Below are 19,290 nucleotides of genomic sequence, written 5' to 3' on the forward strand. Positions count from 1 at the left end.
AAGCTCAGTCGCTTTCTGCCCGATATTGCTGGTGTGACGCTGTGCGCTCCAGCAGTGCACTTTCCTTGCGGACCTCGTTGAGAAAGGCCTTGGCCAGGCGCGACAGCGGCTCGGCCTCCGACCATAGCATATAGGCGACCGCGTGCGTCGTCGGCGTGAACGGGCGGACGACGAGGCCGCTGCCGCCGTTCTGTCGCGGCGAGTAGGGATCGACCACGGCGGCGCCGACGCCGGCGGCCGCGAGTACGCAGGCCGTGTTGCAGTAGCGCACCTCGACGGTCGGCTGGAACGGTGCGCCGGCGCGGGCAAAACTGTCGCGCACGGCTTCACCCAGCCGCGTGCCGCGTTCGAGCCCGATGAAAGGCAGGCCGGACAGATCCGAAGCCGAGATCACGGGTCTGTCGGCGAGCGGGTGCCGCGGCGGCAGCACGCACACCATCTCGCCGGTATGCACCACCTCGTGCGCGATGCCGGGATGATGCGTCAGCCCGAGCGCGAAGCCGAGCTCGGCGACGCGGCTGAGCACGCCCTCGATGATGCCCTCGTAGCGGCGCACGTCGAAGAACACGCGCGTCTCCGGGCGGCGTCGCAGGAAGCCTGACAGCGCGGAGGGAATGATGCTGTAGGCCAGCGGTGGCGTCGCCACGATGGCAAGATGCCCGGAGCGGTTCTCGCGCAGATCGCGCACGCGGTTCTCGAGTTTTGCGTGCAGCGCGAAGATCGCCTCGCTCTCCTTGTACAGCGCCATCGCTTCCGCGGTCGGAAACAGCCGGTTGTTGACACGCTCGAACAACGCGAAGCCCGCCTGCGCCTCCATCGTCTTTAGCGCATTGCTGACCGCGGGTTGCGAGAGGGCCAGTTCGTCCGCCGCCGCGACCGTGGTGCGATGGCGGATGACGGCGCGCAGGATTTCGAGCTGACGCAGGTTCATATCACTGCCGATTATACTCAGGGCCAAAACATCATAGCAGAACGAATTGATTTTGCAGCCCCGCTCGCCCGTAATGGCAGCGGATTTGCACGTCGCATCAAAGGGTTCATTCGCCCATTGAGGCAGCACTGCGCACAGATTGGAGGCAATCTTGGTTCGTGTCCTTCGCGCCGCCGCAGCTCAAATGGGGCCGACGCAAAAAGCCGATACGCGCGAGCATACGCTGTCGCGGATGCTTGCATTGCTGGAGGAGGCGGCCGGCCGCGGCGCGAGCCTCGTGGTGTTCCCCGAGCTTGCCTTCACCACATTCTTCCCGCGCTGGCTGCTCGAGGGTGAGGCGCTCGACCGTTATTTCGAGCGCGGAATGCCGAACCCCGCGGTGGCAAAACTGTTCGATCGTGCGCGGGCACTGCGCGTCGGCTTCTACGTCGGTTATGCCGAGCAGACCGCGGACGGCCGCCGCTACAATTGCGCCATCCTGGTCGATCGCGACGGCGAGATTTTGGGCCGCTATCGCAAGGTTCACCTGCCGGGTTCGGTGGAGCCGCGGCCGGGCGCACGCTACCAGCAACTCGAGAAACGCTATTTCGAATATGGCGATCTCGGCTTCCCCGCCTTCCGCGCCGGCTCGGCTTGGGCCCACGCCATCATGGGCATGATGATCTGCAACGATCGGCGCTGGCCGGAATCCTGGCGCGTGCTCGGCCTGCAGGGCGTCGAGCTCGTCTGCATCGGCTACAATTCGGCGGCCTACGATCCCAATGGCGGCACCACCGAAGACGGCGCCCTGCGCACCTTCCACTCGACATTGGTAACGCAGGCCAACGCCTACATGAACGCGACCTGGGCAATCTCGGTGGCGAAGGCGGGCGAGGAGGACGGCTCCGGGCTGATCGGTGGCTCCTGCATCGTCGATCCCAATGGACGCATCGTCGCGCAGGCGCAGACGCTCGCCGATGAAGTGATCGTCGCCGACATCGATCTCGATCTCTGCCGCCAGGGCAAGGACAAGATGTTCAACTTCGCCGCCCACCGGCGGCCGGAGCAATACAGGGTGATCACCGAACGTGCCGGCGTCATCGAGCCGGCCGTTCTCGATGCGGATTGATTTCAAACGGCCGGTCGCGGCGCCAGCCAAAGGAGCTGACATGACACGCCTTTCGCATTTCCTCGCCCTTGCAACCTTGGCTGCCGCGACGTCGGCCCAGGCGGCTGAGCTTCCGGCGGAGATCAAGCAGGCGGGCACGCTGAAGCTCACGGTCAACTCCACCTACGCGCCGATGGAATATCGCGATCCCGCGACCAATGAGCTCGTCGGGCTCGATATCGATCTGGCGAACGAGCTCGCCAAGCGGCTTGGCGGCCTCAAGATCGTTTGGAGCGAGACGCCGTTTGCCGAGCTGATCCCCTCGCTTCAGACCAAGCGCGCAGATTTCATCATTTCCGGCATCTCGGACCGCGCCTCGCGGCGCGAGACCGCCGATTTCGTCGATTACCTCCAGACCGGCCCGCAATTCTTCGTCATGGCGGACAATGGAGCCAAGGATGCGACCGATCTCTGCGGCAAGAAGGTCGGCACCACACGCAGCACCAGCTTCCCGGTCGAGATCGAGAAGTGGAGCAAGCAGAATTGCGAGCCGGCCGGCAAGCCTGCCATCCAGTACGTTCCGGGCGAGAACTCGATCGACGTCCGCAACCAGCTCAAGCAGGGCCGCATCGATGCCGCCGTGCAGGGCAGCGAGACGCTGCCTTACGCGCAAACGCAGGAGCCCGGCAAATACCGCGTCGTCGGCGAGCCCTTCGCCAAAGGCTACCAAGGCATCATGTTCCGCAAGGACGATGCCGCCCTGCGCGAGGTCGTGACCGAGAAGCTCACCGCCATGATCGCCGACGGCTCCTACAAGGCGGTTCTCGACAAATGGGGCTTAGGTGCGAACGCGGTCGCCCAGCCCATGCTCAACGCGGCGCCGCAATGAAGCCGGCGCCGGCACTCGCGGAAGGTTTCCCTGATCTGTCGGGGATGAGCATCGCGCGCGAGCCGCACTGGTTTCGCTGGCTCAGTGCCGCGCTGATCATTCTCGTACTCGCGGCCATTGCGCGCGCGTTTGCGAACGGCCAGATCGAATGGTCCTATGTCAGCCGCTTCCTGACCGCAAAAGTCATTCTCGAAGGCATCGTCAATACCATGGTGATGGCGGTGCTGGCGATGGCGCTCGGCATTGTCCTGGGCATCGTCGTCGCTATCATGCGGCTGTCGCCCAATCCGGTGCTGAAGACGGTGGCCGCCGGCTACACCTGGCTGTTCCGCGGCACGCCGCTGATCCTGCAGCTGCTGCTCTGGTTTAACCTCGCGCTTGTATTCCCGACCATCGGCATTCCCGGCTTGTGGAGCGCGCGCGCCGTCGACGTCATGACGCCGTTCCTTGCCGCGCTGCTCGGGCTCGGTATCAACCAGAGCGCCTACACCTCCGAGGTGATGCGCGCCGGCATGCTGTCGGTCGACATCGGGCAGTATGAGGCGGCGCAGGCGATCGGCATGGGACGGCTGCGCGCGCTGCGCCGCATCGTGCTGCCGCAGGCGATGCGGGTGGTGATCCCGCCGCTCGGCAACGAGTTCATTGGCATGGTGAAGGCGACGTCGCTGGCGAGCGTGATCCAGTACCCGGAATTGCTGCATAATGCCGAAAACATCTACTACGCCAATTCCCGCGTCATCGAGCTCTTGATCGTCGCCGGGCTCTGGTACCTGCTCGTGGTCTCGATCCTGACGCCGCTCCAGATGCTGCTCGAACGCCGTTTTGCGCGCGGCACATTGCGGCTCGCGCGATGACAAAGCCCCTCGTCGCGATCCGCTCCGTCGCCAAGAACTTTGGCGAGTTCCAGGCTCTCAAAAGCGTCTCGCTCGACGTCTGGCCCGGCGAGGTGATGTGCCTGATCGGCGCCTCTGGCTCCGGCAAGACCACGCTGCTCCGCTGCATCAACCAGCTGGCCACGATCGATGCCGGCGGCATCTGGCTCGACGGTGAGCTGTTAGGGGTGCGCGAGCAGGGCGGGCGGCTGCATCGGCTCAGCGAACGCGAGATTGGGCGGCAGCGGCTGAAGACCGGCATGGTGTTCCAGCGCTTCAATTTGTTTCCGCACAAGACGGCGCTGGAGAACATCACCGAAGGCCCGGTCCAGGTGCAGGGACGCAAGGCCGACGAGGTGCGCACGGAAGCGCTCGAGCTGCTGCGCCGTGTCGGATTGTCCGCGAAGGCGGACTCGTATCCCGCACAGCTCTCGGGCGGCCAGCAGCAGCGCGTCGCCATTGCCCGGGCGCTGGCGATGAAGCCGATGCTGATGCTCTTTGATGAACCGACCAGCGCGCTCGATCCCGAGCTCGTCGGCGAGGTGCTCGCCGTCATGAAGGAGCTGGCGCGGAGCGGCATGACCATGATGGTGGTGACGCACGAGCTCGGCTTCGCGCGCGAGGTCGCCGATCGCGTCGTCTACATGGACCAGGGCGCGATCGTCGAGCAGGGGCGCGCATCGGACGTGTTGGGCGCCCCGCGCGAAGAGCGCACCAGGGCATTTCTTTCGGCTGTGATCTGAACGGGAGCGTGTTGATGAAGAGATTTTTGGTTGCGGCAGCGTTCCTCGGCGCCATGAGTGTGCCCGCGATGGCGATCGATCTGCCCGCGGAGATCGCCAAGCGGGGCAGCATCAAGGTGGCATTGGTGCCGAACTATCCGCCGATGGAGTTCCGCGATCCCGCGACCAACGCGCTGTCCGGCTTCGACATCGATCTCGGCGAAGCCATCGGCCGCAAGCTCGGCGTCAAGATCGAATGGACCGAAACCAGCTTTGCCGAGTTCATGCCGTCGATCTCGACCGGGCGCGTGGACGCCATCCTGTCCGGCTTCACCGACTATGCCAGCCGGCACGAGATCGCGTCCTTCGTCGATTATCTGCGCAGCGGTCCGCAATTCTTCGTGCAGCAGTCGCGCAAGGCCGAGTTCAAGGACGCCGCATCACTCTGCGGCAAGAAGGTCGGCGCCAGCCGCCGCACAATGTTCCCGGCGCAGATCGCGGCTTGGAGCGAGAAGAATTGCGGCAGCAGTCCGATTCAGTTCGTCGGCACCGACGGCTCAGCCGACGCCCGCACCCAGCTCCGGCAAGGCCGCATCGATGCCGCCGCCCAGGGCAACGAGACGCTGCCTTACATCATGGACCTCGAGCCTGGCACCTATGCAACTGTGGGCGAGCCGATCGCACAGCAATTCACCGGCATTGCGCTGCCGGTCAAGGAAAAGGCACTGCAGCAGGCGATGCTGGAGGCAGTCGACGCGCTGATTGCTGACGGCACCTATCGCACGCTGCTTGCCAAGTGGAAACTGACTGACAACGCACTCGAGAAGGCGACCATCAATGCTGGACAGTAAAGCACTCCAGAGCATCCCGCTCGTCCCGGCCAACACCGCAGATCCCGCGCCGGAATATCCCTGGCCGAAGCCGTACAAGTCGGCGATGTTCCTGTCGTTCGACGTGGACGCCGAGAGCGCGTGGACCAGCAAGGACGCAGTGCACGCCCAGCGGCTCATCACCATGAGCTATGGCGGTTATGAAGCGCGCGTTGGCACGCCAAAACTGCTGGAGCTGCTCGACCAGCTCGATCTCAAGGCGACTTTCTTCGTCACGGGATGGTCGGTCGATGCGCATCCCGCGATGGCCGAGTCCATCCTCAAGGCCGGCCACGAGATCGGACATCACGGCTATCATCATCTCCTGCCCGATCCCGGCGATCCCTGGATCGAGGAAGAGCTGGAGCGCGGTTTCGAGGCGCTGAAGCGCCGGCTCGGCGTCCGGCCGATCGGCTACCGAGCGCCCTATGGCGAGTTTACCGAGGAGCTGCGCGTCGCGCTGGTGCGTCACGGCATCGTCTACACGTCCTCATTCCGCGATGACGTCAGGCCTTATCGCCATCGTCTGGCCGACGGCAAGCCCGGCACGATCGAGCTGCCGGTGACCGCGAGCTATGACGACTGGATGCACGGCCTCTCCGCCCGCTTCAGCCCGCGCTCGATCTTCCCCAAGGAGCACGTGCTCTCGATCTGGAAGGACGAGCTCGACGAGGTCCGCGACTGGGGCGCGATGGTGACGACGGTGCTGCATCCGCAGTGCAGCGGCCGCCCGATGCGGCTGCGCCTGCTGCGCGAGTTCCTGACCTACGCAAAGTCCTGTCCGGATGTCTGGATCACGACCGGCGAGAAGATCGCGGAGAACTTTTTGCGCCACGAGGCCGGTAACCGCTAGGGAGCGCCATGACCCGTATCCTCGTCATCAACCCGAACTCCTCGGCGTCGGTAACGGCGGCGATTGACGACGCGGTCGCGCCGCTACGCATTGCCGGCGGGCCTGACATCGAAGTGGTCGGTCTTGCCGAGGGGCCGCCGGGCATCAGCTCGCAGCGCGATGCCGATAGCGTCGTGATGCCGCTGGTGAACCGTGTGTCGCGCGACAAGGCCGATGCCTTCGTGCTCGCTTGCTTCAGCGATCCCGGCCTGCATGCGGTGCGCGAGGCGGCCGGTGGCCGTCCTGCGATGGGCATCGCCGAGTGCGGCATTTTTCGCGCGCTGATGCTCGGCGAACGTTTCGGTATCATCGCGCTGTCGCCGTCGAGCATCCGGCGCCAGCAACGGATGGTGCGGGTGATGGGCGTCGACGGCCGCTATGCCGGAAGCTGGTCTGTCGGCGCCAGCGCGGCCGAGACCGCAGGCGCGGACATCCGCGGCCGACTGATCGACGCCGGCCGCGCGCTGGTCACGCAATGCCGCGCCGACGTCGTGGTGATGGGCTGCGCCGGCATGGCCTCGCATCGTGCGGCGATTGCGGAGGCGATAGGCGTGCCGGTGGTCGAGCCGGCGCAGCAGGCAGTCGCAGCCGCGATCGGTGCGGTCTTGTTGAACACGTGAAGCACAAATGATGAAGCCCCGTTTTTCTGACACAGCTCTGGCCGCGCGCTCGCTGCGACCTCTCCCGCTTGCGGGGGGAGGTCGACGCGCGAAGCGCTGCGGTGGGGGCTCTTTCCTCTCGGGGGTCCTCGCTTGCGGAGACACCCCCACCCCAGCCCTCCCCCGCAAGCGGGAGAGGGAGCAAACTGCCGTTGCGGCAGCCTATGACTACACTTAGGAGCCTCTCGTAATGTCTCTCTCCCGCCGTTCGCTCCTCAAGGCTGCCGCAGCAGTCCCGTCGCTGTCGCTGCCGGGCATCGTGCGCGCCGAATCCCAAAGCACGCTGCGCTTCATCCCCGTCATCGATCTCGCTTTCGTCGATCCGATCTACTCGACCGCGCAAGTGTCGCGAAACCACGGCTTCATGGTCTACGACACGCTCTATGGCATGAGTGCCTCGCTCCAGGTCTCGCCGCAGATGCTGTCGGGCCACGTCATCTCCGGTGATGGGCTGCAATGGGATCTCAGCTTGCGCGACGGCCTGTTCTGGCACGATGGCGAGCGCGTGCTCGCGCGCGACTGCGTGGCGAGCATCCGCCGCTGGGCCGCGCGCGACGGCTTTGGCGGCGAGCTGATGGAGGCGACCGACGAGCTGTCAGCCGCCGACGACCGCACCATCCGCTTTCGTCTCAAGCGTCCGTTCCCGCTGCTGCCGCAGGCGCTCGGCAAGGCCGCGATCAATGCCTGCTTCATAATGCCGGAGCGGCTGGCGAGCCAGGATCCGTTCAAGCCGCTGACCGAGGTGATCGGCAGCGGCCCGTTCCGCTACCTCGCCGACGAGCGCGTGCAGGGGGCGCGCAATGCCTATGCCAAATTCGAGCGCTACCAGCCGCGCACCGACGGCAAGCCGGATTGGACCGCGGGCCCGAAGATCGTGCATTACGACCGCGTGGTCTGGACCACCACGCCCGACGCGGGCACCGGCGTCGCTGCGCTGCAGACCGGCGAGCAGGACTGGCAGGAGACCACGCCGCACGATCTGTTGCCGATCATCAAGGCCGCCGGTGACATCGAGACGCGCATCCTCGATCCCCGTGGTTACGCCTGCATGCTGCGCCTCAATCACCTGCAGCCGCCGTTCGACAATCCCGCCATCCGCCGCGCACTGCTCGGCGCGATCGACCAGTCCGCGTTCATGACGGCTGTGGCTGGCGTCGATCCCGCCTTCCAGGTCTCGCCGATCGGTTACTTCGCGCCCGGCACGCCGATGGCGAGCGAGGTCGGGCTCGACGTGTTCCGCGGGCCCCGCGACTACGCCAAGGTCAAGGCCGACCTGAAGGCGGCCGGCTACAATGGCGAGAAGATCGTGGTGCTCGTGCCCACCAACTCGCTGGCGCAGAAGCCGCTCGGCGAGATCGCGGTCGATAGCTTGCGCAAGGCCGGCATGAACGTCGAATATGCCGGGCTCGACTTCGCCGTCGTGTTGCAGCGCCAGCTCAAGAAGGATCCGATCGGGCAGGGCGGCTGGAGCGCGGCGGTCGGCAACTGGCAGGGCATCGACTGGCTCAACCCGGCCGGCAACACCAACATCCGCGGCGAAGGCAAGGTCGCCGGCTGGTACGCGAGCGAGAAGATGGGGGCCTTGCGCAGCCAATGGCTGGCCGCGTCCGAGCTCGCCGAGCAGCAGCGCATCTGCCGCCAGGTCCAGGCGGTGGCGTTCGAGGAAATTCCCTATATTCCGATCGGCCTGTACAAGCAGCCGACCGCCTATCGCAAGGCCATCACCGGCATTCTCGACGGCACCGCCGTCTTCTGGAACGTACGCCCCGCATGAGCACGATCGCAATCTTCGGCAGCTATGTGCTGTCACGGAAGGACGGCGCGCAGGATGTACTGCGCGACCACTGGGTACTGGTCGAAGGCAAGAGGATCGCCGCGGTCACGCGCGACAGGCCGCGCGCGGACGAGGTCTACGACCGCCCCGGCCGCTTCGTGCTGCCGGGCCTTCTCAACCTGCACAATCACTGCTTCAGCGAGGCGGTGGCACGCAGCCACACCGAGGACGGCAACGGCCGCCGCAACAACCAGAGCATCGTCTACACGGTGCTGCTGCCGCTGACCAAGCGCGGCGCCGATCTGCTGTCGGCGGAAGAACGCATGGCGGTGGCACGGCTCGGCATCCTCCAGCTCCTCAAGGGCGGTGCTACCACGGTGATGGAGCCGTTCCGCAATTCGATCCCTGAAATGTTCGACGCCGCCGAGGAGATGGGCATTCGCTTTTATGGCGCGCCCTATCTGTTCTCGACGTCCGACGCCAAGGCCGGCCCCGACGGCGTGGTGCGTTATTCCGGCGATGACGGTGCCGCCGACATGGCGACGTGGGATGCGCTCTACCAGCGCTGGAACAATCGCGGCGACGGTCGCATCGGCCTCGCCATGAGCCCGCACGCCACCGACACCTGCGGCCCCGATCTCCTGAAAGCCTGCGCCGTGCGGGCGCGCGAGCTCGGCGTGCCCATCACGACGCATATGGCGCAGAGCCGCGCCGAGGTCGAGACCATCGGCAAGCGTTATGGCGGGCGCACGCCGGCGGAGTATCTGGACTGGCTCGGCCTGCTCGCGCCCGATTTGATGGCCGCGCATTGCATGTTCAGCACCGACGACGATCTCAAGCTGATGGCCGCGCGCGGCATGACCGTGCTGAACTGCCCGCGCGTGTTCGCGCGCGCCGGCGTCACCGCGGCCTTCAGCCGGTTCGCCGAGCATGGCGTGCGCACCGTGGTCGGCACCGACGGCTACAACATGGATCTGCTCGGTGAACTCAATGCGGCGTCACTGATCTCCAAGACCACTTCGCAGCGCGCGGATGTCGCCAATTCGCCCGAGTTGATCGAAGCGAACACGACTGTCGCCGCCGACGTCATCAAGCGGCCCGATCTCGGCCGGATCGAGCCGGGTGCAACCGCCGATCTGACCGTGGTCGATCTCACCCATCCGCATCTCCAGCCGCTGTTCGATCCCCGCCGCGCGCTGATCGCGCTCGCCAACCGCGCCAATATCGATCAGGTGATCGTCGATGGCCGCGTGCTGATCGATGCCGGCCGCTATCTCGGCGCCGACGAAGCAGCGATCACGGCCGCGGGCTCGGTCGCGATCGGCAAGATCTGGGACCTGCCGGAAGCGCAGGCGGCGTTCAACGGCTGACGGCCGCTTCCAGAGCCACGAAAGAGGTGCGCTCCCTCTCCCGCTTGCGGGGGAGGGCCGGGGTGGGGGCTCTCTCCATACGGGGACACTCCCGATGCGGAGAGAGCCCCCACCCGGCGCTTCGCCAAAGCCGAGGCTTCGCCTCGGCGTCTCCAAAGAGACGGCCGCCATAGGCGGCCTACGCCTCCCCCGCAAGCGGGGGAGGCTGCAGCGAGCCCGTGGCCAGATCGTCCTAACCCAAAGGCATTCGGCTCGATGCCTCGAACTCCATCAGCGCCTTGCGCATGGTCTCCACCAGATCCAGCGCCACCGGCGACGGACTGCGCTGCGCCGGGAAGACGGCGGAGAATTCGAAGTCGATGCGCGGCAGGAAGCGCCGCACGACGACGCCGCGCGTCGCAAACTCCTGTGCAGTGAAGGGGTCGCAGATCGAGACCCCGAGCCCTGATGACACCATCCCGCACATGATCTCCGACAGCGTGGTCTCGACCCTGAGCACGCGGCGGACGTCGCTGCGGTGAAAGACCTGGTCGACGAGGTGCCGGCTCGACGATCCCGCCGACAGCGAGATGAACGTCTCGCCCTCGAAATCGCGCGGCTCCAGCACTTCCTTCTCCGCGAGGCGATGTCCGGTCGGCACGACTGCGACGCGTGCCAGCGCCGGCAGCCGCAGGCTCGGCAGGCCGGAATGGGCAATCGGCACCTCGGCAAAGCCGATGTCGCATTGATTGTTCAAGACCCAGTCGACCACGATCGGCGAGATCACGCCGAAGAAGGCCAGGTTGAGGTTGGGCCGCTCTTTCAGGAAATGCCCGGCAAGTCGTGGCAGATAGCCGTTCGCCAGCGCCGGCAGCGCGGCGATGCGCAGCGAGCCGGTGCGGCGGCCACGGATTTCTTCGGCCGCAGCCGTGATGCGTTCGAGACCGACGAAGGACCGTTCGACCTCGGTGTAGAGCGCCATTGCCGCGGCGGTCGGCACGAGGCCGGTGCCGCGCCGCTCGAACAGCTCCATCTTCAACAGCGCCTGGAAGTCGCGCAGCAACCGGCTCACAGCAGGCTGCGTCACCACCATCAGCTTCGCGGCCTCGGTGACGCTGCCGGTCAACATCATCGCGCGGAAGGCCTCCACCTGCCGCGAATTGATCCGCGCCATTCCAAACCAATCCATAACATTTAGGCATACAGAGGTTGCCATTATTCATTGGACGATGGAAGTATAGGTTGCGATCTTTTTCATCAGGACTGGAGACAGCCCGCTTTTTCGGCAGATTGGAGGGGTTCAAGCCTCCAGATCGCGCCAAAACCCGCCGAATGGGCGCCGGAGCCTGCTTGGAGACGGGATTGCGCGGAAGGAAATGCGGAAGAGGCTTCAGCCAGCGAGACTCGTCGGCACGTCACCTCATTCCGGTATGGAGATCGGTCCACATGAAGACTTTTCGCCTTCTGACCGCGGTCAGCATCGCAGCGCTCATTGCCGCCCCCTCAGTCGCTTCGGCCCAGCAAAAGACGCTCTACGTCGCCGGCTATGGCGGTTCGTTCGAGAAGACGATCCGCGACGAGGTGATCCCCGCCTTCGAGAAGGAGAACGGCGTCAAGGTCGAATACGTTGCCGGCAACTCCACCGACACGCTGGCAAAACTCCAGGCGCAGAAAGGCAACCAGCAGATCGACGTTGCCATCGTCGATGACGGCCCGATGTACCAGGCGATCCAGCTCGGCTTCTGCGGCAAGCTCGAGGGTCTGCCCGCCGATCTCTACGACACCGCGCGCTTCAAGGACGATCGCGCCGTCGCGATCGGCATCGTCGCGACCGGGCTGATGTACAACACCAAGGTGTTCAAGGAGAAAGGCTGGGCGCCGCCGACCTCGTGGAATGACCTGAAGGACACGAAATACGCAAAACAGCTGGTGATCCCGCCGATCAACAACACCTACGGTCTCGAAGCCCTGGTGATGCTATCGAAGATGAACGGCGGCGGCGAGACCAATGTCGATTCCGGCTTCAAGATCTTCAAGGAACAGATCAATCCGAACGTGCTCGCTTACGAGCCGTCGCCGGGCAAGATGACCGAGCTGTTCCAGTCCGGCCAGGCCGTGATCGCAGTGTGGGGCACCGGCCGCGTGCAGAGCTTTGCCAACACCGGCTTCCCCGTCGACTTCGTCTACCCGAAGGAAGGTGCCGCAACGCTGCTGACGACGGCGTGCCCGATCACCAAGCCCAACGCCTCGCCGCTGGCATCAAGCTTCGTCAAGATGCTGCTCGACCCCAAGATCCAGCTCGTGATGCTGAAGGATTACGGCTACGGCCCGGTGCTGAAGTCGCTGGTGATCCCGCCCGAGCTCGGCAAGATGGCGCCGATCGGCGAGCGTGCGGCCAAGCTCTATAATCCGGACTGGACCGTCATCAACGAGAAGCGCGAGGAGTGGACCAAGCGCTGGAATCGCGAGGTCGAGCGTTGATCTGATCGTCGCAGCGGAGACAGCGTATGGCCTATCTCGAGCTCGATCGGGTCGCCAAGCAATTCGGGGCGCAGACTGTGGTCGACGACTTCAGTCTGTCGGTCGGGAAGGGGGAGTTCATCTCCTTCCTCGGCCCCTCCGGCTGCGGCAAGACCACGACCCTGCAGATGATCGCGGGCTTCCTTGATCCCACCCGCGGCGCCATCCGCCTCGAGGGCAAGGACCTGACCGCGATCCATCCGGCCAAGCGCGGGCTCGGTATCGTGTTCCAGAGCTACGCGCTGTTTCCGCACATGACGGCGGCGGAGAATGTCGCCTTCGGTCTCGAGATGCGCAACGTGCCGCGCACTGAAAGAGCCGAGCGCGTTCGTGCCGCGCTCGCGATGGTCGGCCTTGCCGGCTTTGAGGACCGTCATCCCCGCCGCATGTCCGGCGGCCAGCAGCAGCGCGTGGCACTCGCCCGCGCGCTGGTGATCAAGCCGAGCGTGCTGCTGCTCGACGAGCCGCTGTCAAACCTTGACGCCAAGCTGCGCGAGGAGATGCAGATCGAGCTGCGTCAAATTCAGCGCACCATCGGCACCACCACGATCCTCGTCACCCATGACCAGAACGAGGCGATGTCGCTGTCCGATCGCATCGTGGTGATGAGCCAGGGCAAGATCGAGCAGATCGGGACGCCGCAGGAGACCTACGAGAAGCCGGCCTCGGCCTTCGTCTCGCAATTCCTCGGCAAGACCAACGATTTTGCCGCGGTGGTCGATCGGACCGCCACGCCAGCGCGGGTGACGGCGGGCTCCTGGAGTGCGCCGGCGCCGGCGGGCCTCAGCGGCGCCGTCACGGTCAGCATTCGCCCTGAAAGAATCGGCTTCGGCGATGCCGGCCTCAGCGCAAAAATCGTCACGCGCATCTTCCAGGGCAATCACTGGCTGTTCCAATGCGACAGCGAATGCGGTCCGGCGATCGTGATCCGCCAGAATGACGGCAAGGCGCAGCCGGCCGAGGGCGAGACGGTTCGCCTGACCTGGCGACCCGAGGACATGAGCGTGCGCGCGAGGGCTGTCGCATGAGCGCGGCCGCCGAGGAGCGCAGCGCGCGTGCGCCCTGGGCGCTGACGGCGCCCGCCCTGATGCTGTTCGTCGGCGTGCTGCTGATTCCGCTGGCGATGACGGTGATGCTGTCATTCCACGATTGGGGCCAGTACAAGGGCATCGAGCCGGTCTTCATCCTCAAGAACTGGCACGAGATCGCGACCGATCCCTATTACGCCGAGATGTTCTGGCGGACCTTTCGGATCGCGATCCTGACCACGCTGCTCACCGCGCTACTCGGGGCGCCCGAAGCCTACATCCTCAACCGCATGAGCGGCCGCTGGAAGAGCTTCTTCCTGCTGGTCATTCTCGGGCCGCTCTTGATCTCTGTGGTGGCGCGCACGCTGGGCTGGGCGCTGCTGTTCGGCGGCAACAACGGCCTCGTCAACAAGCTGCTGATGTCGCTCGGGGTGATGCGTTCCCCCATTCCCTTCATGTTTACCGAGACGGGCATGATCATCGCGCTCGCCCATGTAATGATGCCGTTCATGGTGCTCTCGGTGTGGGCTGCGCTGCAGCGGCTTGATCCGCAGATCGAGAATGCCGCGATGTCGCTCGGCGCGGGTCCCGCCACCATCATCCGCCGCATCGTCATGCCGCAGATCATGCCGGGCGTGCTGTCGGGTGCGATCATCGTGTTTTCGCTCTCGGCCAGCGCGTTTGCGACGCCCGCGATCATCGGCGGCCGCCGGCTCAAGGTCGCAGCGACGCTCGCCTATGACGAGTTCCTCAACACGTTGAACTGGCCGCTAGGCGCGGCGGTCGCGACGCTCCTACTGGTCGCGCTGGTGCTGATCGTCGTCGGCAGCAACGCGTTGATTGAGCGCCGCTATGCCGAGGTGTTCCGATGAGACGGAACGGCCCGCTGGCGCTGATCTTCCATACCTTCTTCGTCATCGTCATGGTGGCGCCGATCCTGGTGGTCTGTCTCGTCGCGTTCACGCCCGAGGGCTTCCTGTCGCTGCCGACCAACGGCTTTTCGCTGCGCTGGTTCAGGACGATCGCGAACTATCCCGAATTCATCCACGCCTTCTGGGTCAGCCTTGGCCTCGGCGCGCTGTCATCGTTCGTGGCGCTCCTGTTCGCGGTGCCGGCGGCACTGGCGATCGCGCGCTATCGATTCCGCGGCCGCGATGCGCTGGCCGCGCTGTTCCTCTCGCCGCTGATGATCCCGCATGTCGTGCTCGGTATCGCTTTCCTGCGCTTCTTCACCTCGGCCGGCCTCGGTGGTAGTTTTGCCGCGCTGATCATCGCACATGTCATTATCGTGTTTCCGTTCGCGCTGCGGCTGACGCTTGCGGCCGCGACAGGCATGGACCGCACCGTCGAGATAGCCGCGGTTTCGCTCGGGGCCGGCGGCTGGACGCTGTTTCGCCGCGTGACCCTGCCGCTGATCCTGCCCGGCGTCATCAGCGGCTGGGCGCTCGCCTTCATCCAGTCCTTCGACGATCTCACCATGACCGTCTTCCTTGCAGCACCCGGCACCGAGACGCTGCCGGTGCGCATGTTCCTTTATATCCAGGACAACATCGATCCGCTGGTGACGTCGGTCTCGGCCTGCGTGATCGCTGTTACCATGACCGCTCTCATTCTGCTCGACCGCTTCTACGGGCTCGACCGTGTGCTCGCCGGCAAGGGCGGCGATACGGGGCGATAGGAGAACTTATGCGAACGGATTACGACGTCGCCGTGGTCGGCGGCGGATTGCTCGGCTCCGCCATTGCCTGGGGCCTCGGCCGGCTCGGCAAGTCCGTTGCCGTGCTCGACGAAGGCGACATCACCAAGCGCGCCTCGCGTGCGAACTTTGCGCTGGTCTGGGTCCAGAGCAAGGGACTCGGCATGCCCGCCTATACGGTGTGGACCGTGCAGGCGTCGCAGGCGTGGGCTCGGCTTGCTTCCGAGCTGAAGCAACAGACCGGCCTTGATGTTTCGCTTCAGCAGAATGGCGGTTTTCATCTCACCCTTGGTGAAGAGGAGTTCGGCCAGCGTACCGAGCTGGTCAAGCGCATGCACAATCAGGCCGGTGCTGCCGACTACAAGATGGAGATGCTCTCCGCATCCGAGGTGAAGAAGTCGCTGCCGCTGATCGGGTCGGAGGTTTCCGGCGGCAGCTATTGCCCGCTCGACGGCCACGTCAATTCGCTGCGCACGTTCCGCGCCTTCCACACCGGCTTCAAGGCATTCGGCATCGATTATTTTCCGGAGCGACCGGTCTCGGCGATCAGCAAGAGCGGCGGCGAATTCCGCCTGACCACGCCGAAGGGCGAGCTGCGCGCGGCCAAGATCGTGCTCGCCGCCGGCAATGCCAATCAGATGCTGGCGCCGATGGTCGGCCTCTATGCGCCGATGGGCCCGACGCGCGGCCAGATCGTGGTGACCGAGCGCACCATGCCGTTCCTGCCGCATCCGCTGACCACGATCCGCCAGACCGACGAGGGCACGGTGATGATCGGCGACAGCAAGGAGGACGAGCTGGATGATCGTGCGCTGAAGCATTCGATCAGCGCGGTGATGACCGATCGCGCCCAGCGGATGTTCCCGCATCTGTCGCGGCTCAACGTGGTCAGGAGCTGGGCCGGCATCCGCGTCATGCCGCAGGACGGCTTTCCGATCTACGACCAGTCGAAGACGCATCCCGGCGCGTTCGTCGCCTGCTGCCATTCCGGCGTGACGCTGGCCTCCAACCACGCCTTCGAGATCGCGCGCATGGTCGCACAAGGCGCGCTCGAGCCGGAGCTGGTCGGTGCGTTCTCCGCCAGCCGGTTCGGCGACGCGGGCGCTGCGAACAACAGCGGCTATTAGAGATTTCTGAAGGAGCCTAGAGGCATCCCCATGTTTAGACGATCCGAACAGGACAAGCGACCGCAGGTCGAGATCTTCGTCGACGGCGTTGCCGTGGCGGCGCGCCAGGGCGACACCGTCTCTGCCGCGCTGCTGGCCTCCGGCTTGGACGCACGGCGTTCCACCGCCGTGAGCGGCGCGCCGCGTCTGCCCTATTGCATGATGGGCGTGTGCTTCGACTGCCTCGTCACCATCGACGGCGTCGGCAACCGCCAAGGCTGCCTCGTGCCCGTCGCCGAGGGCATGCAGATCGAAATTCAGAAGGGCAAGCGGGAGATCGGAAAATGACTGTGGCTCCCAAGCGCGAAGCCTATGACGTCGTGGTGATCGGCGCCGGACCCGCGGGCCTTGCCGCCGCTGCGACATCGGCCGACGCTGGCCTCTCGACGTTGCTGCTCGACGAGAACATCGGCCCGGGCGGCCAGGTGTTCCGCGCCATCGCGTCCACGCCGGTAACCGATCGCAATCAACTCGGCGCCGATTATTGGGTCGGTGCCGATCTCGTGAAGTCGCTGCGTGCGACCAGCGCCGAGGTCATCCATCGTGCCACAGTCTGGAGCCTCGACCGCAACCTCGAGATCGCCGTCTCGGTCGGCGGCGCGTCCGCCTTCGTCAAGGCGCAGCGCGTGATCCTCGCGACCGGCGCACTGGAGCGGCCGTTTCCGATTCCCGGCTGGACGCTGCCGGGCGTGATGACCGCGGGTGCGGCGCAGACGATGCTGAAATCATCGGCGCTGGTGCCTGATGGCCGCACTGTCATCGCAGGGCAGGGGCCGCTGCTTTGGCTGCTCGCCGCGCAAATCCTGCGCCTCGGCGGCCGCATCGACCGCATCCTCGACACCACCGAGCGCGGCAATTACTTCGCGGCGCTGCCGCACGCCTTCGCCTTCCTGACCTCGCCCTATTTCGCCAAGGGCCTCGCGATGATGCGCGAGGTGAAGGCCAAGGTGCAGGTCGTCTCCGGCGTCACCGAGCTCTCGGCGGCCGGCGAGGGCCAGCTCGCCAGCGTGAGCTATGTTGCGGGCGGCAAGCGCGAGACCATTGCCGCGGATTTGCTGCTGTTGCATCAGGGTGTCGTGCCCAACGTTAATCTCGCGATGTCCGCAGGTGTCGAGCATCGCTGGGACGATCTGCAACTGTGCTGGTCGCCGGTGCTGGATGCCAGCGGCAGCTCATCGGTCGTCGGCATCGCGATCGCCGGCGACGGCGCCGGCATCGGTGGTGCCAATGCCGCCGTGGTGCGCGGCCGCATCGCGGCGCGCGCGGCAGTCGAAGCGTTGGCACCCGCGGCTGCCGCAAAACTTCCGTCGATGGCAGCGTTGCGGGCCGATCTTGCCAAGGCCGAGCGCGGCCGCGTCTTCCTCGACACGCTGTTCCGCCCAGCGCCGCAGTTCCGTATTCCCTCCGGCGACACCATCGTCTGCCGCTGCGAAGAGGTCTCGGCAAAGGACATTCTCGACGCGGTCGCCATCGGTGCAACCGGACCCAATCAGCTGAAAGCCTATCGCCGCACCGGCATGGGCCCGTGCCAGGGCCGGCTCTGCGGTCTCACCGTCACCGAGCTGATGGCGCAGGCACGGGCCAAGAGCCCGCAGGAGATCGGCTATTACCGGCTGCGCGCGCCGGTGAAGCCGATCACGCTTGCCGAGCTCGCGGCGGTTCCGAAGAGCGAGGCCGATATCAAAGCGGTGGTGCGCGGATGACAAGGTGCGTGGATGCGATCGTCGTCGGCGGCGGCATCCACGGATGCTCTACCGCGTTGCATCTGTGCCTCGCCGGCCTTCAACCGGTGTTGATTGAGAAGGATTATGCCGGACGCCACGCCTCCGGCGTCAATGCCGGCGGCGTCCGCCAGCTCGCGCGGCACATCCCCGAGATTCCGCTCTCGATCCGCTCGATGGGAATCTGGGAGAAAATCAAGGATCTCCTCGACGACGATTGCAGTTTCGAGAGCCACGGCCAGGTGCTGGTCGCGGAAAACGAAGAGGAGCTCGCGGTCTGCCGTACGCGCGTGGCCGAACTCAATGCGCTCGGCTTCACCCACGAAGAGCTGATCGACGCGACTGAATTGCGCCGGCTGGTGCCGGCGGTGGCTGAAAGCTGCCCCGGCGGCGTGGTCTCGCGCCGTGACGGCGCCGCCAATCCGGCGCAGACGACGACGGCATTCCGCCGCAAGGCCGAACAGCTCGGCGCGACCGTGCGCGAGGGCGTCGCCGCCAGCAACATCCGGTACAGCGATGGGCTCTGGCATGTCGACGTCGGCACTGAAACCTTTGCCGCGCCGGTGCTGGTCAACGCTGCCGGCGCCTGGGCCGGCAAGATCGCGGCCGCACTCGGCGAGCCCGTGCCGGTCGAGACCGTGGCGCCGATGCTGATGATCACCTCGCGCGTGCCGCACTTCATCGACCCCGTCGTGATCTTGCGCGGACGAAAACTCTCCTTCAAGCAATTCTCCAACGGCACCGTGCTGATCGGGGGCGGCCATCTGGCAACGCCTTATCAGGACCGCAACGAGACGGTGCTGGACTGGAAGAGCCTCGCGACCAGCGCACGCACCGTGTTCGAGCTGTTCCCGGTGATGCGCAGCGCCACCATCGTCCGTGCCTGGGCCGGGATCGAAGCGAAGATGAAGGACGATATTCCCGTGTTCGGACCGAGCAGCCGTCACAAGGGGCTCTATCACCAGTTCGGCTTCTCGTTGCACGGCTTTCAGCTCGGCCCCGGCGCCGGCGCCGTGATGGCGGAGCTGATCGTCAACGGCGGCACCCAGACCCGCGTCGGTGATCTCGGCATCGACCGCTTCCATCCCACTACGCTCTAGCAACAAGAGGACATC

At 65.6% G+C, this 19,290-nt stretch carries 19 protein-coding genes; 17 read left to right on the forward strand and 2 right to left on the reverse strand.

All coding sequences use genetic code 11. The annotated features are described in order from the left end of the window. Nucleotides 1-4: 4 nt before the first annotated feature. Nucleotides 5-931 carry a LysR family transcriptional regulator gene (locus RAD10_RS06995; RefSeq protein ID WP_461616843.1) on the reverse strand — a complete coding sequence of 309 codons (927 nt, stop codon included), beginning with the start codon at nt 929-931 and terminating at the stop codon, nt 5-7. Between the two features lie 151 nt (nt 932-1,082). Between RAD10_RS06995 and RAD10_RS07000 the strand changes: the two genes are divergently transcribed. The 9 genes from RAD10_RS07000 to RAD10_RS07040 all read left to right on the forward strand — a co-directional run bounded on the left by RAD10_RS07000 (nt 1,083) and on the right by RAD10_RS07040 (nt 10,065). Beyond that, nucleotides 1,083-2,039: an N-carbamoyl-D-amino-acid hydrolase gene (locus RAD10_RS07000; protein ID WP_080670082.1), complete on the forward strand. Its 957-nt coding sequence runs from the start codon at nt 1,083-1,085 to the stop codon at nt 2,037-2,039. Nucleotides 2,040-2,079: 40 nt separating this feature from the next. Further along, nucleotides 2,080-2,907 carry an ABC transporter substrate-binding protein gene (locus RAD10_RS07005; RefSeq protein ID WP_461616844.1) on the forward strand — a complete coding sequence of 276 codons (828 nt, stop codon included), beginning with the start codon at nt 2,080-2,082 and terminating at the stop codon, nt 2,905-2,907. Further along, nucleotides 2,904-3,761: an amino acid ABC transporter permease gene (locus RAD10_RS07010; RefSeq protein WP_461616845.1), complete on the forward strand. Its 858-nt coding sequence runs from the start codon at nt 2,904-2,906 to the stop codon at nt 3,759-3,761. The genes RAD10_RS07005 and RAD10_RS07010 overlap by 4 nt, the downstream gene beginning before the upstream one ends. Beyond that, nucleotides 3,758-4,522 carry an amino acid ABC transporter ATP-binding protein gene (locus RAD10_RS07015; RefSeq protein WP_461616846.1) on the forward strand — a complete coding sequence of 255 codons (765 nt, stop codon included), beginning with the start codon at nt 3,758-3,760 and terminating at the stop codon, nt 4,520-4,522. Before RAD10_RS07010 ends, RAD10_RS07015 begins: the two co-directional genes overlap by 4 nt. A gap of 14 nt (nt 4,523-4,536) precedes the next feature. Further along, a complete protein-coding gene (locus RAD10_RS07020) occupies nt 4,537-5,352 on the forward strand; it encodes an ABC transporter substrate-binding protein (protein ID WP_461616847.1) in 816 nt (271 codons plus the stop codon). After that, nucleotides 5,339-6,223, forward strand: coding sequence for a polysaccharide deacetylase family protein (locus RAD10_RS07025; RefSeq protein WP_461616848.1), 885 nt, complete (start codon nt 5,339-5,341; stop codon nt 6,221-6,223). Before RAD10_RS07020 ends, RAD10_RS07025 begins: the two co-directional genes overlap by 14 nt. 8 nt (nt 6,224-6,231) lie before the next feature. Continuing rightward, nucleotides 6,232-6,882: an aspartate/glutamate racemase family protein gene (locus tag RAD10_RS07030; protein WP_461616849.1), complete on the forward strand. Its 651-nt coding sequence runs from the start codon at nt 6,232-6,234 to the stop codon at nt 6,880-6,882. A gap of 229 nt (nt 6,883-7,111) precedes the next feature. Beyond that, nucleotides 7,112-8,695 carry an ABC transporter substrate-binding protein gene (locus RAD10_RS07035; protein WP_461616850.1) on the forward strand — a complete coding sequence of 528 codons (1,584 nt, stop codon included), beginning with the start codon at nt 7,112-7,114 and terminating at the stop codon, nt 8,693-8,695. Further along, nucleotides 8,692-10,065, forward strand: coding sequence for an amidohydrolase family protein (locus tag RAD10_RS07040; RefSeq protein ID WP_461616851.1), 1,374 nt, complete (start codon nt 8,692-8,694; stop codon nt 10,063-10,065). Before RAD10_RS07035 ends, RAD10_RS07040 begins: the two co-directional genes overlap by 4 nt. 232 nt (nt 10,066-10,297) lie before the next feature. Here RAD10_RS07040 and RAD10_RS07045 read toward each other — a convergent pair whose 3' ends face one another. Beyond that, a complete protein-coding gene (locus tag RAD10_RS07045; RefSeq protein ID WP_461616852.1) occupies nt 10,298-11,218 on the reverse strand; it encodes a LysR substrate-binding domain-containing protein in 921 nt (306 codons plus the stop codon). A 272-nt stretch (nt 11,219-11,490) separates the two neighbouring features. On the opposite strand from RAD10_RS07045, the gene RAD10_RS07050 reads away from it, so the two are divergent. From RAD10_RS07050 to RAD10_RS07085, 8 genes are read left to right on the forward strand one after another with little or no spacing between them, the layout of a single operon-like run. Next, nucleotides 11,491-12,525, forward strand: coding sequence for an ABC transporter substrate-binding protein (locus RAD10_RS07050; protein WP_461616853.1), 1,035 nt, complete (start codon nt 11,491-11,493; stop codon nt 12,523-12,525). 26 nt (nt 12,526-12,551) lie between these two features. Continuing rightward, on the forward strand, nt 12,552-13,592 hold the full coding sequence (locus RAD10_RS07055) for an ABC transporter ATP-binding protein (protein WP_461616854.1): 1,041 nt from the start codon (nt 12,552-12,554) through the stop codon (nt 13,590-13,592). Beyond that, nucleotides 13,589-14,464: an ABC transporter permease gene (locus tag RAD10_RS07060; RefSeq protein WP_461616855.1), complete on the forward strand. Its 876-nt coding sequence runs from the start codon at nt 13,589-13,591 to the stop codon at nt 14,462-14,464. The genes RAD10_RS07055 and RAD10_RS07060 overlap by 4 nt, the downstream gene beginning before the upstream one ends. Further along, complete coding sequence (locus RAD10_RS07065) at nt 14,461-15,270, forward strand: ABC transporter permease (protein WP_018317729.1); 810 nt, start codon at nt 14,461-14,463, stop codon at nt 15,268-15,270. The genes RAD10_RS07060 and RAD10_RS07065 overlap by 4 nt, the downstream gene beginning before the upstream one ends. A gap of 8 nt (nt 15,271-15,278) precedes the next feature. Further along, complete coding sequence (locus tag RAD10_RS07070; RefSeq protein ID WP_461616856.1) at nt 15,279-16,415, forward strand: NAD(P)/FAD-dependent oxidoreductase; 1,137 nt, start codon at nt 15,279-15,281, stop codon at nt 16,413-16,415. A 30-nt stretch (nt 16,416-16,445) separates the two neighbouring features. Then, nucleotides 16,446-16,742, forward strand: a complete 297-nt coding sequence (locus tag RAD10_RS07075) for a (2Fe-2S)-binding protein (RefSeq protein ID WP_461616857.1) — start codon at nt 16,446-16,448, stop codon at nt 16,740-16,742. Then, nucleotides 16,739-18,157 (forward strand): FAD/NAD(P)-dependent oxidoreductase, encoded by a 1,419-nt coding sequence (locus RAD10_RS07080; protein WP_461616858.1) that lies wholly within the window; start codon nt 16,739-16,741, stop codon nt 18,155-18,157. Before RAD10_RS07075 ends, RAD10_RS07080 begins: the two co-directional genes overlap by 4 nt. After that, nucleotides 18,154-19,275 (forward strand): NAD(P)/FAD-dependent oxidoreductase, encoded by a 1,122-nt coding sequence (locus RAD10_RS07085; RefSeq protein ID WP_461616859.1) that lies wholly within the window; start codon nt 18,154-18,156, stop codon nt 19,273-19,275. Before RAD10_RS07080 ends, RAD10_RS07085 begins: the two co-directional genes overlap by 4 nt. Nucleotides 19,276-19,290: the final 15 nt, after the last annotated feature.

The organism is Bradyrhizobium sp. 23AC, from assembly GCF_054863025.1.